The sequence below is a fragment of the Bordetella muralis genome, from assembly GCF_054781015.1.
On the sequence record NZ_BAAGVF010000003.1, the window covers coordinates 416,193 to 429,590 of the forward strand.

The following is a 13,398-nucleotide window of genomic DNA, read 5'->3' on the forward strand; positions in this document are numbered from 1 at the left end:
CATGACGACAGACTCTGGCATGCCTGCCACGGAATTCACCGCGCGGGCCCCCGTGATTGCCATTGACGGGCCCACCGCCTCAGGCAAGGGAACTATCGCGCATCGCGTGGCGAGCGCGCTGGGGTGGGCGATATTGGATAGTGGGGCGTTGTATCGCCTGACGGCGTTGGCGGCCTTGAATCGCGGTCTGCTTGCCGAGGACGAAGCGAGCGTGGCGGAGGTAGCGCGGGGGCTGGACGTCTGCTTTGAGGGCGACCGGATCCTGCTCGAGGGTACTGATGCGAGCGAGGCCATCCGCCAGGAGCAGGTCGGCAATTTCGCCTCGCGTGTCGCGGCCTATCCTGCTGTGCGGCAGGCTTTGCTCGAGCGCCAGCGCGCGTTTCGCGTGGCCCCCGGCCTGGTGGCCGATGGCCGGGATATGGGCACCGTGGTGTTTCCGGATGCAGCCCTGAAGGTATTTCTGGTGGCCGACGTCGAGGCTCGTGCGCAAAGGCGTTGTAAGCAGTTGATCGAAAAGGGAATTTCTGCTAATCTTGACGACCTTCTGCGCGATATGCGCGAACGCGATGCGCGAGACATGCAGCGCAGCGTAGCGCCTCTCGTACCGGCCGCTGATGCACATGTGCTGGATTCGTCAGCGTTGACGATCGAGCAGACTGTGCAGGCAGTGCTCGGTTTTTGGCAGCAGGTTTAACCGTTTTTCGTTTTCCGTCCCTGGTGGCGGCTCGTAGCTGACAGGCATTTGCCTGGGGCATATGGGCTCTGCCGGGTTCATTCACTCCACTGTTGCGGGCAATCCGCTTCGGTGTGTTTTTAATGGCCATTTTGGCCCAATGGATTTCAACTCAATGTCTTCCGTTTCCACTCCCGCCACCGGCAGCGAAAGCTTTGCCGACCTCTTCGCAGAAAGCCTCAAAAGCCAGGACATGAAGTCCGGCGAAGTCATCAGCGCTGAAGTCGTGCGCGTTGATCACAACTTCGTCGTCGTCAATGCCGGCCTGAAGTCCGAAGCGCTGATCCCCCTGGAAGAGTTCCTGAACGACCAGGGCGAGCTCGAAGTGCAACCTGGCGATTTCGTCTCGGTGGCTATCGATTCCCTGGAAAACGGCTACGGCGACACCATTCTGTCGCGTGACCGCGCCAAGCGCCTGTCGGCCTGGCTGCAATTGGAACAAGCCCTCGAAAACGGCGAATTGGTCACCGGCACCATCACCGGCAAGGTCAAGGGCGGCCTGACCGTCATGACCAACGGCATCCGTGCATTCTTGCCCGGCTCGCTGGTTGATCTGCGTCCCGTCAAGGACACCACCCCGTACGAAGGCAAGACCCTCGAATTCAAAGTCATCAAGCTCGATCGCAAGCGTAACAACGTCGTGTTGTCGCGCCGCCAAGTGCTGGAAGCCAGCATGGGCGAAGAGCGCCAGAAACTGCTCGAAACCCTGCACGAAGGCGCAGTGGTCAAGGGCGTGGTCAAGAACATCACCGACTACGGTGCGTTCGTTGACCTGGGCGGCATCGACGGCCTGTTGCACATCACCGACATGGCATGGCGCCGCGTGCGTCACCCCTCCGAGGTCCTGCAAGTGGGCCAGGAAGTCGAAGCCAAGGTCCTCAAGTTCGACCAGGAAAAGAGCCGCGTCTCGCTGGGCGTCAAGCAACTGGGCGAAGACCCGTGGGTGGGCCTGGCCCGTCGTTACCCGCAGGGCACCCGTCTGTTCGGCAAGGTGACCAACCTGACCGACTACGGTGCGTTCGTCGAAGTCGAAGCCGGCATCGAAGGTCTGGTGCACGTCTCCGAAATGGACTGGACCAACAAGAACGTCGATCCGCGCAAGGTCGTGACCCTGGGCGAAGAAGTCGAAGTCATGGTCCTGGAAATCGACGAAGACCGTCGTCGTATCTCCCTGGGCATGAAGCAATGCCGTCAAAACCCGTGGGAAGAGTTCGCCACCAACTTCAAGCGTGGTGACAAGGTCCGCGGCGCCATCAAGTCGATCACCGACTTCGGCGTGTTCGTGGGTCTGCCCGGCGGTATCGATGGCCTGGTTCACCTGTCCGACCTGTCGTGGGCCGAGACCGGCGAAGAAGCCGTTCGCAACTTCAAGAAGGGCGACGAACTCGAAGCCGTCGTTCTGGGTATCGACACCGACAAGGAACGCATCTCGCTGGGTATCAAGCAGTTGGAAGGCGACCCCTTCAACAACTTCGTTGCTACCTACGACAAGGGCGCTGTGGTGCCTGGCGTGGTCAAGTCGGTCGAGCCCAAGGGTGCTGTCGTGACCCTGTCGGTCGACGTCGAAGGCTACCTGCGTGCTTCCGAAATCTCGGTTGGCCGTGTCGAAGACGCGACCACCGTGCTCAAGGAAGGCCAGAACGTCGAAGCCATGATCGTCAACGTCGATCGCAAGACGCGTTCGATCCAATTGTCGATCAAGGCTCGCGACAACGCCGAGACGGCCGATACCCTGCATCGTATGTCCGAAGCCAGCGCTTCCTCGGGTACGACCAACCTGGGCGCGTTGCTCAAGGCCAAGCTGGATCAACAGCGTAACGACGGCTAATAGTGACCAAGTCGGAGCTGATCGCCGCATTGGCGGCCCGCTATCCCCAGCTGGCCGCCCGCGACACCGATTACGCGGTCAAGACCATGCTCGACGCAATGGCTCAGGCGCTCGCCTCGGGCCAACGTATCGAGATCCGTGGATTTGGCAGCTTTTCGTTGTCGCAGCGCTCACCCCGCATCGGACGCAATCCCAAGTCCGGCGAGCAGGTGCTGGTGCCTGGTAAACAGGTACCGCACTTCAAAGCCGGCAAGGAATTGCGCGAGCGGGTTGATCAAGTGACTGACAATGCAGACGCATCATCGTCCGAGGGTATTTCGGACGATCCTATGCCTACATTGCTTGGCATGCACGTCATGTAGTGTGGTCAGGTGCGCAGCCATGTCATGTGCCAGGCTGTCCCGATAGATATACCGAGCCCCTTGAATGTCTTGCGGCATTCAAGGGGCTTTGGCATTCTAGGAGGGCTTACTGAGCGTTTCAGGATTGGGCCGTGCCCTGCCTGCCGTCGCGGAGCGAGGAAATTTGCGCTGGCCCGGTGTTTCCTCGGGATTGCACGGAATGAGCCCGCTTCCGCTTACAATTGAAGTCTTGAATTTTCTGGAGCATGCGCCATGCGTTACCTTATCTGGGCACTGCGATTGCTCGTCTTTATTGCGGTGCTGATGTTCGCGCTGAAGAACACCGGGCCGGTTGCGGTAAATTTCTATGCCGACTATGTGGTGCAGGATGTGCCGCTTATCGTCGTGATGCTGGTGACCTTTGTCGTGGGCACCGTGTTTGGCCTGTTGCTGACCGTGCCGGCGGCGATGCGTCGTCGCCGTGAGGCATTGCGCTTGCGTCGCGAGCTCGAACGTCTGCAGGCCGCGGCCAATGGGACGACGCCCGAAATCGCACCCGAGGCGATTGCCCCGATGTCGCCGCTGTAAGCAGCGTCCTTTTCTCTATCCTGCTACAGAGCTCGCCGCGTGGACTTCGAACCTTGGTGGTTAATTTTTGTGCCAGTGCTGTTTGCGCTGGGGTGGTTGGCAGCGCGTTTCGATTTTCGGCAGATGCTGCGCGAAACGCGAACCCTGCCGGATTCCTATTTCAAGGGCCTGAATTTCCTGCTCAACGAGCAGCCTGATCGCGCCATTGACGCCTTTGTCGAGGTGGCCAAGCTCGATCCCGAAACGACCGAGTTGCACTTTGCCCTGGGCAGCCTGTTTCGTCGCCGAGGCGAGATGGAGCGTGCCATTCGTGTGCACCAGAGCCTGCTGAGCCGTTCCGATTTGCCCGAGGCCGAGCGCGAGCACGCTCAGCACGAGTTGGCTCATGATTTTCTCAAGGCCGGCATGCTGGACCGTGCGGAAAGCGCCTTCGAACAACTGAAAGACACGCGTTATGCATTGCCTGCACTGCGGTCGCTGATTCGCATCTACGAGTCCGAGCACGATTGGCCGAGGGCGATCGAGGCGGTCAAGACGTTGCAGGGCCTGGTCGACGAGCCCGTCCCGCAGATCGTGCATTATTACTGCGAGCAGGCCCAAATGGCATTGGCGGCCAAGCCCTTTGACGCCGACGCGGCGCACACCGCCCTGGACGCGGCGGATCACGCTGCCAAGCAAGCCGGGCAGGGCGAATCCGCCAGCAAGGCAGCCAAGGTCCGCACCGCCATGTTGCGTGCCCGGCTGGCCCAGCTCGAGGGCGACCTCAAGCGCGAGCGCATGTATCTGGAATCCATTCTGGCCGACGCGCCCGAGTTTGCCGGTCAAGTCGCCGAGCAACTGCTGGCCAATTACCGCAATGCCGGGCAGGTGGCCGAGGGGCTGGACGTACTGCAAAAACAGTATGCGCGTTATGCCTCGCTGGATCTGTTCAACGTGGTCTTTCGCGAGTTGCGTGTCCAGCAGGGGGCTGCGCCTGCCTGGGCCTTTGCCCGGGGCGCGCTGCGGCACCATCCTTCGCTATTGGGGCTGGATCGCTTGCTGGAGGCGGAGCTCAGCAGCACCGACGGCAGCCAGCAGGACCAGGAACAAGGGCCTGTGCGCGGCGCGGATCTGAGTCTGTTGCGCAGCCTGATCCACAAACATACCCAGCGGCTGGATCGCTACGCCTGCCGCACTTGCGGCTTTCAGGCGCGGCGCTATTATTGGCAGTGTCCGGGGTGCAATGGGTGGGAGACCTATGCACCACGGCGTTTGGAAGAACTTGAATGAACGCATTTCCCACCGAAGCGATGACGCGCAGCCGTGTGCTGGTCGTGGGCGACGTCATGCTGGACCGATACTGGTTTGGCGAAGTCGATCGCATTTCTCCTGAGGCTCCGGTTCCTGTGGTGCGGGTTGCTCGGCGCGAAGACCGTCTAGGCGGCGCCGCTAACGTGGCGCGCAACGTGGTCGCGCTGGGCGGGCAGGCAACCTTGGTGGGCATCGTTGGAAAAGACGAGGCCGGCGACAGCATTACCAACCTGTCGACACAGGCGGGCATCAATGCCGATCTGGCGGCCGACGCGGAAAATCCGACGACGCTCAAGATGCGGGTCCTGGGACGCCAGCAGCAATTGCTGCGCGTTGACTTCGAGCAGCATCCTGCGCATGCGACGCTGGATGACTTGGACGCGCGTGTGGCGCGTCATCTCGCGCAACATGATGTGCTGGTCTTGTCGGACTACGCCAAAGGCGCACTCGATCGGGTCGAGGCGCTGATTGCATTGGCGCGTGGGGCTGGTGTTCCCGTGTTGGTTGATCCCAAGGGGGACGATTACACGCGTTATCGTGGTGCGACGCTGGTCACGCCCAACCGGGCCGAAATGCAGCAGGCGGTAGGTCGCTGGACCACCGAGTCGCAACTGACCGAACGCGCGCAGCGATTGCGCGAAGATCTTGATCTGGAAGCCTTGCTGGTGACGCGTTCCGAGCAGGGCATGACACTTTTTACCGCGGCAGGCCGCGAGCATGTCGACGCCCAGGCACACGAGGTGTTCGACGTGTCTGGCGCAGGCGATACCGTGCTGGCGACCTTGGCGGCGATGCGCGCGATTGGCCAGCCCTGGGAACAAGCCATGGCGTGGGCCAACCGTGCCGGCGGCATTGTCGTCGGCAAATTGGGTACGTCCGTCGTCACCGCCGCAGAACTCGCAGGAGCATCCTCATGATCGTCGTTACAGGCGCCGCCGGTTTCATCGGCAACAATCTCGTACGTGGCCTGAATCGGCGCGGTATTACGGACATTATCGCGGTCGATGATCTGACCGAAGGCGACAAATTTCTGAATCTGGTGGACCTGCAGATTGCAGACTATCTGGATAAAGACGAGTTTCGCCGTCGCGTACTCGCAGGCTCATTGCCGCCCTTGCAGGCCGTCTTGCACCAAGGGGCGTGCTCGGATACTACCGAGCGCAACGGGCGGTACATGATGGATAACAACTACCGGGTGACGCTGGAGCTCTTTGAGTATTGTCAGGCTCAACGCGTGCCGTTCCTGTATGCGTCCTCCGCGGCGGTTTATGGCGGTTCATCGGTATACGTCGAGGATCCCGCCAACGAACGGCCGTTGAACGTTTACGGTTATTCAAAGCTGTTGTTCGACCAAGTGCTGCGCACGCGCATGCATTCGTTGACTGCGCAGGTCGTGGGCCTGCGTTATTTCAACGTCTACGGTCCGCATGAACAGCACAAAGGCCGTATGGCGTCGGTGGCTTTTCACAACATGAATCAATTCCTGGCCGAGGGGCACGTCCGTTTGTTCGCGGGCTGGGATGGTTACGAAGACGGTGGCCAGAGCCGTGATTTCATCTCGGTGGACGATGTCGTCGCGGTCAATCTGCATTTTCTGGATCATCCGGAAACGTCGGGGATCTTTAACTGCGGAACAGGGCGCGCACAGCCGTTCAATGACGTGGCGGCTTCGGTCGTCAATGCCCTGCGCGCCGAGCGCGGAGAGGCACCTTTGCCACTGGAAAAACTGGTCGAACAGGGGCTGCTGCGCTATATCCCGTTCCCCGACGATCTCAAAGGCCGTTATCAAAGCTATACGCGCGCGGATGCGACGCAACTGCGCGCCGCCGGCTTTACGGCACCGATGCGGGATGTGCAAACGGGTGTGGCCGAATACGTGAAGTATTGGCGCGCGCGTCAGGCGTAGCCACTGCTCGTACGTAGTTTCCGAGGGTGATTTTTTCATTCACTCTCCGATTCGGCGGGGCGTGCAATGGGCATCATGAGTGGGCTGGCGGACGGTTCGTCCTGCCGTTTGATACGGAGCCTGATCTTGAATCCCTTTTTGCCTGTCCCCGTTGCTGCGCCCACGGAACCCCTGCCTTATTCTGTTCTGCGTCGTCCCGTGCGACGGCTATGGTCGGAGCGCTCTCGCTCCGCTGCCGACAGTCTGCCGATCGTGCGGCGGCGTTGGGTGCGTGTGCTCGGCCGTGTTGCAGTCGCGAGCGGGTTGGCGCTGATTGCGATGCCTGCCCACGCTCTGGACGCGAACGTGGCCACTATCGAGCAACTCGAGGCGATCAACGGCGTGGGCCCGCGTACTGCCAAAATCATCGTACAAGAGCGCGAGCGCGCCGGCCTGTTCGAGTCGCTAGAGGACCTGTCTGATCGCGTACGCGGTATCGGGCGCAAACGCCTGGGGCGCTTGCGCGCCGCTGGGTTGACCGTGGGCGCAGGTGTGACTGTGCTCAGCCCCAACTCGATTGCGATGCCTCAGTTTGCGCCCTCGCTGCCCCAGGCGACGCCTATCGCGCCATAGGGTGTCCCTGGCGCCGTCTCGGCTTTATCCCCGCAGTCAGGGATCCGGCGGTATGATCGATTGCATGGCTACTTTCTCATATCCCACAATCGCACAAACCGTCGGCAATACGCCGCTGGTCTGTTTGCAGCGTATCCCCAGCGCGGCGGCTCAGTCACGGGGCAACGTCGTCCTGGCCAAACTGGAAGGCAATAATCCCGCGGGCTCGGTCAAAGACCGCCCGGCGCTTTCCATGATTTTGCGCGCCGAAGAGCGCGGTGAAATCAAGCCGGGCGATACGCTGATCGAGGCCACCAGCGGCAATACGGGCATCGCGTTGGCAATGACAGCGGCCATGCGCGGCTATCGCATGGTATTGATCATGCCGGACAATCTATCGGTGGAGCGTCGAGCGGCCATGGCCGCCTACGGTGCCGAGCTGATTTTGACCCCTGCGAGCAAGGGTGGCATGGAGTATGCCCGCGACCTGGCCATGTCCATGCAAGACGAGGGCAAAGGCAAGGTCCTGGACCAGTTCGCCAATCCTGATAACCCGCGTGCTCACATCGAAGGCACAGGCCCTGAAATCTGGACCCAGACCGAAGGGCGCGTGACGCATTTCGTCAGCGCAATGGGTACCACTGGCACCATCATGGGTGTCTCGACCTACCTGAAGTCCCAGAATCCCAATGTGCAAGTCGTAGGCGCACAGCCTGCAGAGGGTTCGCAAATCCCGGGTATCCGTAAATGGCCCGAGGCCTACATGCCCGCGATTTTCGATCGCAGTCTGGTCGATGCCTACGAGTCCATCGAGCAGTCCGAGGCCGAAATCATGGCGCGCCGGTTGGCCGCCGAAGAAGGCATTTTCGGTGGTATTTCGTCGGCAGGCGCTTTGGTGGCGGCGTTACGCGTGTCCGAGCGCGTCGAGAATGCCACCATTGTGTTCATCGTCTGTGACCGCGGCGACCGGTATCTGTCTACTGGCGTATTTAACGAAAAATCCGCCTGAGTGCGCCTTTCCCGGCGGCCGTCCCAAGGTGAGAATCTGGGCGCAAGGAGCCACAAGCGCGGTATAGGAGGGCTTCTTATCGCCCTCCTGTTTTCTTCCGGCTATCGAGGCGGGCACGCGTGTGCCGTCGCCGTGTCTCAGCGCCCCATGCGCGTTTCCAGCTCAGCCGCGAGGTCGGCAACGGCCGTGGCATAGAAATAGCTGCGGTTGTACTGGGTCAGGGCAAAAAAGTTGGGCGTTGCTGTCCGGTACTGCACCGTGCCGCGGGCCTCTTCGACCAGGTCTACGACGCCGAGGGGGCGATCCTGCCAGCTTTCCGTACTGGCGCCTGCCGTCACACGGGCGCCGGCGGCTTGCAAGCTGCGCCAGGTTTGCGTAGGTGTGAGCCCGCCTGTGGCCAGGGCGGACGGGTCCGCCGGTAACAACACGGGGGCAAAAACCGGCAGTCCGCGCAACCATCCGTGCTCGACCAGGAAGTTGCCGACAGACATGACCGCGTCGTTCACGCTGCTGTTCAGCCTGATATGGCCATCGCCATCGCCATCGACGGCGTAACGCATGATGCTGCCAGGCATGAATTGCGGCATACCTATCGCCCCGGCGTACGAGCCTTTGGCATTCATATCGAGCTTGTCCTGCAGCGACAAGGTAATGAAATCAGCCAGCTGCCCACGGAACATCTCGGCCCGTTCGGGCTTGTTCGGATCTGGGTAATCAAAGGCCAGTGTGGTGAGCGCATCCAGGACACTGAAGCTGCCCATGTTGCGGCTGTACAGCGTTTCCACGCCGATGATGGATACGATGATCGAGGCGGGTACGCCATAGCGCTGCGCCGCCTGATTCAGCAGTGCCTGGTTTTCCTGCCAGAACTCCACGCCCCACTTGATACGTTTGGGCTCGACAAAACGGGCGCGATAGGTATTCCAGCTGCGCCATATTTTTCGTCCAGGCGGAGAGGGGGCGATCAAGCGTGCCACCGTCGCGTTGTAGCGAGCTTCGGTCAAGGCCTGCTCGATAGGTTCCAGGGGTAAATTACGTTCGGCTGCCAAGCGTTCTGCAAAGGCTTTGACTTCGGGCCGCAGCGTTCCTTTGGCGGTGAGCGCCGCAGGGGGCTCGCCCGTCGGCTGGGCGGGGCCTATGCGGATAGGCGTGACGCCAGCTGGTGCCTTAGGGGGAGTTTGGGCCTGGGATGAGCCCGAAGGCGCGGTGTTTGCACAACCCGCCAATACCAGGAATACCGTGCCGATTTGCACGAACCGCCGACAGATGAACATAATCTTCCTTATGGAGACCATGTATCTTACCCATCCGCTGTGCAAACTGCATGAAATGGGCAGTTGGCACCCCGAAAGTCCAGAGAGGCTGGATGCTATTGCCGACCAGTTATTGGTCAGCGGATTGGCACCATTTCTGCTGGAGCAGCAAGCCCCTGCGGCGACGCGCGAGGCGATTCTGCGCGTGCATTCCAAGGCGCATCTCGAAGGCTTGCAGGCACGCTCACCCACCGAGGGTTACAGCGCTATCGATCCCGACACCTTGATGAACCCGTATACCTACGAAGCAGCATTGCATGCCGCGGGGGCAGGGGTTGCGGCGGTGGATGCGGTGATGCAAGGCCAGGCGGTCAATGCTTTTTGTTCGGTGCGTCCACCGGGTCATCATGCCCGTCCAGATGTGGCTATGGGTTTTTGTTTTTTGAACAATATCGCGATTGCTGCGCAGCACGCCATTCACGCGTACGGAGTACAGCGCCTGGCGATTATCGATTTCGACGTCCATCACGGTAACGGCACTGAAGAGATGTTTGCGGGTGATGAACGGGTGTTGATGTGCAGTTTTTTCCAGCACCCGTTTTTCCCTCACAGCGGCGCCGAGAGCACCGCCGCCAATATGGTCAATGTTCCGGTTCCTGCCTATACTGGGGGCGCGGCCATACGTGAGTTGGTGCAGGACATTTGGTTGCCTCGCCTGGAGGCACATGCGCCAGAGTTGATTTTGGTCTCCGCGGGGTTTGATGCCCACCGCGAGGACGATATGGGCCAGATGGCGCTGGTCGAGGCCGATTACAGTTGGATGACCGAGCAGATCATGCAAATGGCCGATCGTCACGCGCAAGGCCGCATCGTCAGCATGCTGGAGGGCGGTTACAACTTGTCCGCTTTGGCGCGCAGCGTGGTCGCCCATCTGCGGGCTCTCACAAAGTTGTAGAATCAATGAATTGTGCAATGCGGGACCGGCGAGAGCCGGTCTATTATTCTTAAGCTTAGGAGGCTGCTGGATGAAGGTGCTGGTACCTGTAAAGCGCGTTGTTGACTATAACGTCAAGGTGCGCGTGAAATCGGATCAAACGGGCGTGGATATCGCGAACGTGAAGATGTCCATGAACCCCTTTGACGAAATCGCCGTCGAAGAAGCCACGCGCCTGAAGGAAAAAGGCGGCGCCACCGAGGTGATCGCCGTTTCTTGCGGCGTTGCGCAATGCCAGGAAACCCTGCGCACGGCCATGGCCATCGGCGCCGACCGCGGCATCCTGGTGCAGACCGACGCTGAACTCCAGCCGCTGGCCGTGGCCAAGCTGCTCAAGGGTCTGGTCGAAAAAGAGCAACCGCAACTGGTCATCCTGGGCAAGCAAGCCATTGACGACGATGCCAACCAGACTGGCCAGATGCTGGCTGCTCTGCTGGACTGGCCGCAAGCCACCTTCGCCAGCAAGGTCGAAGTCGCAGGCGACAGCGTCACGGTGACCCGCGAAGTCGACGGCGGCCTGGAAACGGTCAAGCTCTCGCTGCCGGCCATCATCACGACCGATCTGCGCCTGAACGAGCCGCGTTACGTCACGCTGCCCAACATCATGAAGGCCAAGAAGAAACAGCTGGACACCGTCACCCCCGAGGATCTGGGTGTAGATGCGGCGCCTCGCCTGAAGACCTTGAAAGTCACCGAGCCGCCCGCCCGCAAGGCCGGCATCAAGGTGGCCGACGTGGCTGCATTGGTCGACAAACTCAAGAACGAAGCGAAGGTGCTCTAAGATGACGACGCTGGTTATTGCCGAACACGACAACGCCCAACTGAAGGGCGCTACCTTGAATACCATTGCTGCCGCCGCCAAGGTGGGTGGTGATGTGCACGTGCTGGTCGCTGGCAGCAATGCGAAAGCCGTTGCTGATCAAGCTGCACAGGCCGCTGGCGTGGCTAAAGTCCTGCTGGCTGATGCTCCGCAACTGGCCGACGGCCTGGCGGAAAACCTGGCTGCCCAAGTCCTGGCCGTGGCTTCGAACTACAGCCACATCTTGTTCCCGGCCACCGCCTCGGGCAAGAACGTTGCCCCGCGCGTAGCTGCAAAGCTCGACGTGGCACAGGTCTCCGACATTATCGGTGTCGAGTCTGCCGATACCTTCCAACGCCCGATCTACGCCGGTAACGCCATCGCCACCGTGCAATCGAGCGACGCCGTGAAGGTCATCACCGTCCGTACGACCGGTTTCGACGCGGTCGCCGCCACCGGTGGTTCGGCCGCCGTGGAAACGATCGAAGCCGTTGCCGATTCGGGCAAGTCCTCGTTCGTGGGCCGCGAAGTCGCCAAGAGCGACCGTCCTGAGCTGGCCGGCGCACGCGTGGTCGTCTCCGGTGGCCGCGGTCTGGGCAGCGCTGAAAACTTCAAGATCCTCGATCCGCTCGCCGACAAGCTCGGCGCCGCGCTGGGCGCCTCGCGTGCCGCCGTTGATGCCGGCTACGCGCCCAACGACTGGCAGGTCGGCCAGACCGGCAAGATCGTGGCGCCGCAGTTGTACGTGGCCGTCGGTATCTCGGGCGCCATCCAGCATTTGGCTGGCATGAAGGACTCCAAGGTCATCGTGGCCATCAACAAAGACCCCGAAGCGCCGATTTTCGGCGTGGCCGATTACGGCCTGGTCGGTGACTTGTTCACGGTTGTCCCCGAGTTGGCTAATGCGCTGTAAATAGCATCGCCACAGTGCGCCGAACGGGCGTGCAGGGCTGGGTTTCCAGTTTCTGCACGCCCGTTTGTTTTTTTATCGCCGGGCCGCCCCAAGATAAAAAAGCCCCCTTTGGGGGCAGCAAGCCGAAGGCGCAGCGTGGGGGCTTCTTCTTCGCCGGGCCGCCCCAAGATAAAAAAGCCCCGTCAATACAAGGCCTCGCAGCCGCGCCATACCCGAGCGGAAATCAATCGCTTGATTTCGTCTTTGCATAGCTCAATGACGCGCTCTACGGCCGGCGTGGGGGGCATGCTGTCACTTGCGCACAGCACGAGTTCTCTAGGTTGTCCCATATCCAGAGCATGTGCGCTGATGATGCCGAGCGCAATATCGGAGTGCGCGGCAGAGTAGGGCAGGATGGTGGCTGCGATGCCCTCGCGAACTGCCGGGATAAGGATGGCAGAGGTACTGGCTTCTGCAAACAGATTGCAGGTGAGCCGCGCCGTCAGAAAGGCATGATCGACGCGCGCCCTGAGCGTATTCGGCAGGCTCGGCAGGATCAAAGGCATGTGATGGAAGTCGGCAATGGCCAGCCGGCGCGGCGGCAATTCCTGTGCGGCATGGGTGAGCAGGAACAAGTCTTCCAATAACAACGGCGTGTGCTGCAAGCCCTGCATAGGCTGTTGATCCGGCGATAGTGAAAAATCGACACGGCCTTGCAGTACGAGTTTGGTCAGGTCCGCACTCGGGAGGTCCACGATCTCTAGTACCACCGACGGCAATTCGGCTTTGACCCTCTGCATCAGGGGCAGCGATAACATCCGTGCCGTGCTGGAGGCCAGGCCAATCGAGACCGTTCCCGTAATCTGATCGGCAGCGCGAGCCAGCAGGCTGCGCGTGGCGTCGACCTGCCGCAATATGGTCTGTGCGTGCCGATATAGCAGCAGGCCTTCTGCCGTAGGCTGTACGCCGCGTACTCCTCTGGTCAGCAGGGACACGCCAACCGCCTCCTCCAGCAGGGCCATCTGCTGGCTTAGTGCAGGCTGCGCGACGTGCAGGCTTTCAGCCGCACGAGTCATGTTGCGCATCTCGACTACCCGCACGAAATACTTCAGTTGCCGCAGATTCATTGAAATAAGTTTATCTTATGGATTGATCGTTAAATCGTATTTTTTCA

Annotated in this window: 14 protein-coding genes; 12 read left to right on the forward strand and 2 right to left on the reverse strand. The window is 60.8% G+C overall.

The window, feature by feature from the left end:
* Position 1: 1 nt before the first annotated feature.
* From cmk to cysM, 9 genes are all read left to right on the forward strand, one after another.
* The gene (cmk, locus tag ACYVIT_RS06955) at positions 2 to 694 is read left to right on the forward strand and encodes a (d)CMP kinase (protein ID WP_415806375.1); all 693 of its coding nucleotides are present in this window, start codon (positions 2 to 4) and stop codon (positions 692 to 694) included.
* 154 nt (positions 695 to 848) lie between these two features.
* The gene (gene rpsA, locus ACYVIT_RS06960) at positions 849 to 2,561 is read left to right on the forward strand and encodes a 30S ribosomal protein S1 (protein WP_415806376.1); all 1,713 of its coding nucleotides are present in this window, start codon (positions 849 to 851) and stop codon (positions 2,559 to 2,561) included.
* 2 nt (positions 2,562 to 2,563) lie between these two features.
* Positions 2,564 to 2,923, forward strand: a complete 360-nt coding sequence (locus ACYVIT_RS06965) for an integration host factor subunit beta (RefSeq protein WP_094820404.1) — start codon at positions 2,564 to 2,566, stop codon at positions 2,921 to 2,923.
* A gap of 252 nt (positions 2,924 to 3,175) precedes the next feature.
* Positions 3,176 to 3,490: a LapA family protein gene (locus ACYVIT_RS06970; RefSeq protein ID WP_094820405.1), complete on the forward strand. Its 315-nt coding sequence runs from the start codon at positions 3,176 to 3,178 to the stop codon at positions 3,488 to 3,490.
* A gap of 39 nt (positions 3,491 to 3,529) precedes the next feature.
* Positions 3,530 to 4,759, forward strand: a complete 1,230-nt coding sequence (gene lapB / locus ACYVIT_RS06975; RefSeq protein WP_415806377.1) for a lipopolysaccharide assembly protein LapB — start codon at positions 3,530 to 3,532, stop codon at positions 4,757 to 4,759.
* Positions 4,756 to 5,697, forward strand: a complete 942-nt coding sequence (gene rfaE1 / locus ACYVIT_RS06980) for a D-glycero-beta-D-manno-heptose-7-phosphate kinase (protein WP_415806378.1) — start codon at positions 4,756 to 4,758, stop codon at positions 5,695 to 5,697. The genes lapB and rfaE1 overlap by 4 nt, the downstream gene beginning before the upstream one ends.
* Complete coding sequence (gene rfaD / locus ACYVIT_RS06985; RefSeq protein WP_415806379.1) at positions 5,694 to 6,686, forward strand: ADP-glyceromanno-heptose 6-epimerase; 993 nt, start codon at positions 5,694 to 5,696, stop codon at positions 6,684 to 6,686. The genes rfaE1 and rfaD overlap by 4 nt, the downstream gene beginning before the upstream one ends.
* 126 nt (positions 6,687 to 6,812) lie before the next feature.
* The gene (locus ACYVIT_RS06990; protein ID WP_415806380.1) at positions 6,813 to 7,298 is read left to right on the forward strand and encodes a ComEA family DNA-binding protein; all 486 of its coding nucleotides are present in this window, start codon (positions 6,813 to 6,815) and stop codon (positions 7,296 to 7,298) included.
* 64 nt (positions 7,299 to 7,362) lie between these two features.
* Positions 7,363 to 8,286 carry a cysteine synthase CysM gene (gene cysM, locus ACYVIT_RS06995; protein WP_415806381.1) on the forward strand — a complete coding sequence of 308 codons (924 nt, stop codon included), beginning with the start codon at positions 7,363 to 7,365 and terminating at the stop codon, positions 8,284 to 8,286.
* A 137-nt stretch (positions 8,287 to 8,423) separates the two neighbouring features.
* On the opposite strand, the gene mltB is transcribed toward cysM, so the two are convergent.
* The gene (mltB, locus tag ACYVIT_RS07000) at positions 8,424 to 9,560 is read right to left on the reverse strand and encodes a lytic murein transglycosylase B (protein WP_415806382.1); all 1,137 of its coding nucleotides are present in this window, start codon (positions 9,558 to 9,560) and stop codon (positions 8,424 to 8,426) included.
* 10 nt (positions 9,561 to 9,570) lie between these two features.
* On the opposite strand from mltB, the gene ACYVIT_RS07005 reads away from it, so the two are divergent.
* From ACYVIT_RS07005 to ACYVIT_RS07015, 3 genes are all read left to right on the forward strand, one after another.
* Entirely contained in the window at positions 9,571 to 10,494 is a 924-nt protein-coding gene (locus tag ACYVIT_RS07005; RefSeq protein WP_415806457.1) for a histone deacetylase family protein, read from the forward strand.
* A gap of 70 nt (positions 10,495 to 10,564) precedes the next feature.
* Positions 10,565 to 11,314, forward strand: a complete 750-nt coding sequence (locus ACYVIT_RS07010; protein ID WP_415806383.1) for an electron transfer flavoprotein subunit beta/FixA family protein — start codon at positions 10,565 to 10,567, stop codon at positions 11,312 to 11,314.
* Between the two features lies 1 nt (position 11,315).
* The gene (locus tag ACYVIT_RS07015) at positions 11,316 to 12,245 is read left to right on the forward strand and encodes an electron transfer flavoprotein subunit alpha/FixB family protein (RefSeq protein WP_415806384.1); all 930 of its coding nucleotides are present in this window, start codon (positions 11,316 to 11,318) and stop codon (positions 12,243 to 12,245) included.
* Positions 12,246 to 12,427: 182 nt separating this feature from the next.
* Here the strand turns inward: ACYVIT_RS07015 and ACYVIT_RS07020 are convergent, their stop codons facing one another.
* The gene (locus ACYVIT_RS07020; protein WP_415806385.1) at positions 12,428 to 13,351 is read right to left on the reverse strand and encodes a LysR substrate-binding domain-containing protein; all 924 of its coding nucleotides are present in this window, start codon (positions 13,349 to 13,351) and stop codon (positions 12,428 to 12,430) included.
* Between the last annotated feature and the right edge of the window lie 47 nt (positions 13,352 to 13,398).

What these genes read in the sequence shown, in the direction of transcription:
- ACYVIT_RS07005 (WP_415806457.1), top strand. Translation starts at nt 9,571, where the DNA reads ATGGAGACCATGTATCTTACCCATCCGCTGTGCAAACTGCATGAAATG.
- rfaE1 (WP_415806378.1), top strand. Translation starts at nt 4,756, where the DNA reads ATGAACGCATTTCCCACCGAAGCGATGACGCGCAGCCGTGTGCTGGTC.
- ACYVIT_RS07010 (WP_415806383.1), top strand. Translation starts at nt 10,565, where the DNA reads ATGAAGGTGCTGGTACCTGTAAAGCGCGTTGTTGACTATAACGTCAAG.
- ACYVIT_RS07020 (WP_415806385.1), bottom strand. Translation starts at nt 13,351, where the DNA reads ATGAATCTGCGGCAACTGAAGTATTTCGTGCGGGTAGTCGAGATGCGC.
- ACYVIT_RS06970 (WP_094820405.1), top strand. Translation starts at nt 3,176, where the DNA reads ATGCGTTACCTTATCTGGGCACTGCGATTGCTCGTCTTTATTGCGGTG.
- ACYVIT_RS07015 (WP_415806384.1), top strand. Translation starts at nt 11,316, where the DNA reads ATGACGACGCTGGTTATTGCCGAACACGACAACGCCCAACTGAAGGGC.
- rpsA (WP_415806376.1), top strand. Translation starts at nt 849, where the DNA reads ATGTCTTCCGTTTCCACTCCCGCCACCGGCAGCGAAAGCTTTGCCGAC.
- cysM (WP_415806381.1), top strand. Translation starts at nt 7,363, where the DNA reads ATGGCTACTTTCTCATATCCCACAATCGCACAAACCGTCGGCAATACG.
- cmk (WP_415806375.1), top strand. Translation starts at nt 2, where the DNA reads ATGACGACAGACTCTGGCATGCCTGCCACGGAATTCACCGCGCGGGCC.
- mltB (WP_415806382.1), bottom strand. Translation starts at nt 9,560, where the DNA reads ATGTTCATCTGTCGGCGGTTCGTGCAAATCGGCACGGTATTCCTGGTA.
- rfaD (WP_415806379.1), top strand. Translation starts at nt 5,694, where the DNA reads ATGATCGTCGTTACAGGCGCCGCCGGTTTCATCGGCAACAATCTCGTA.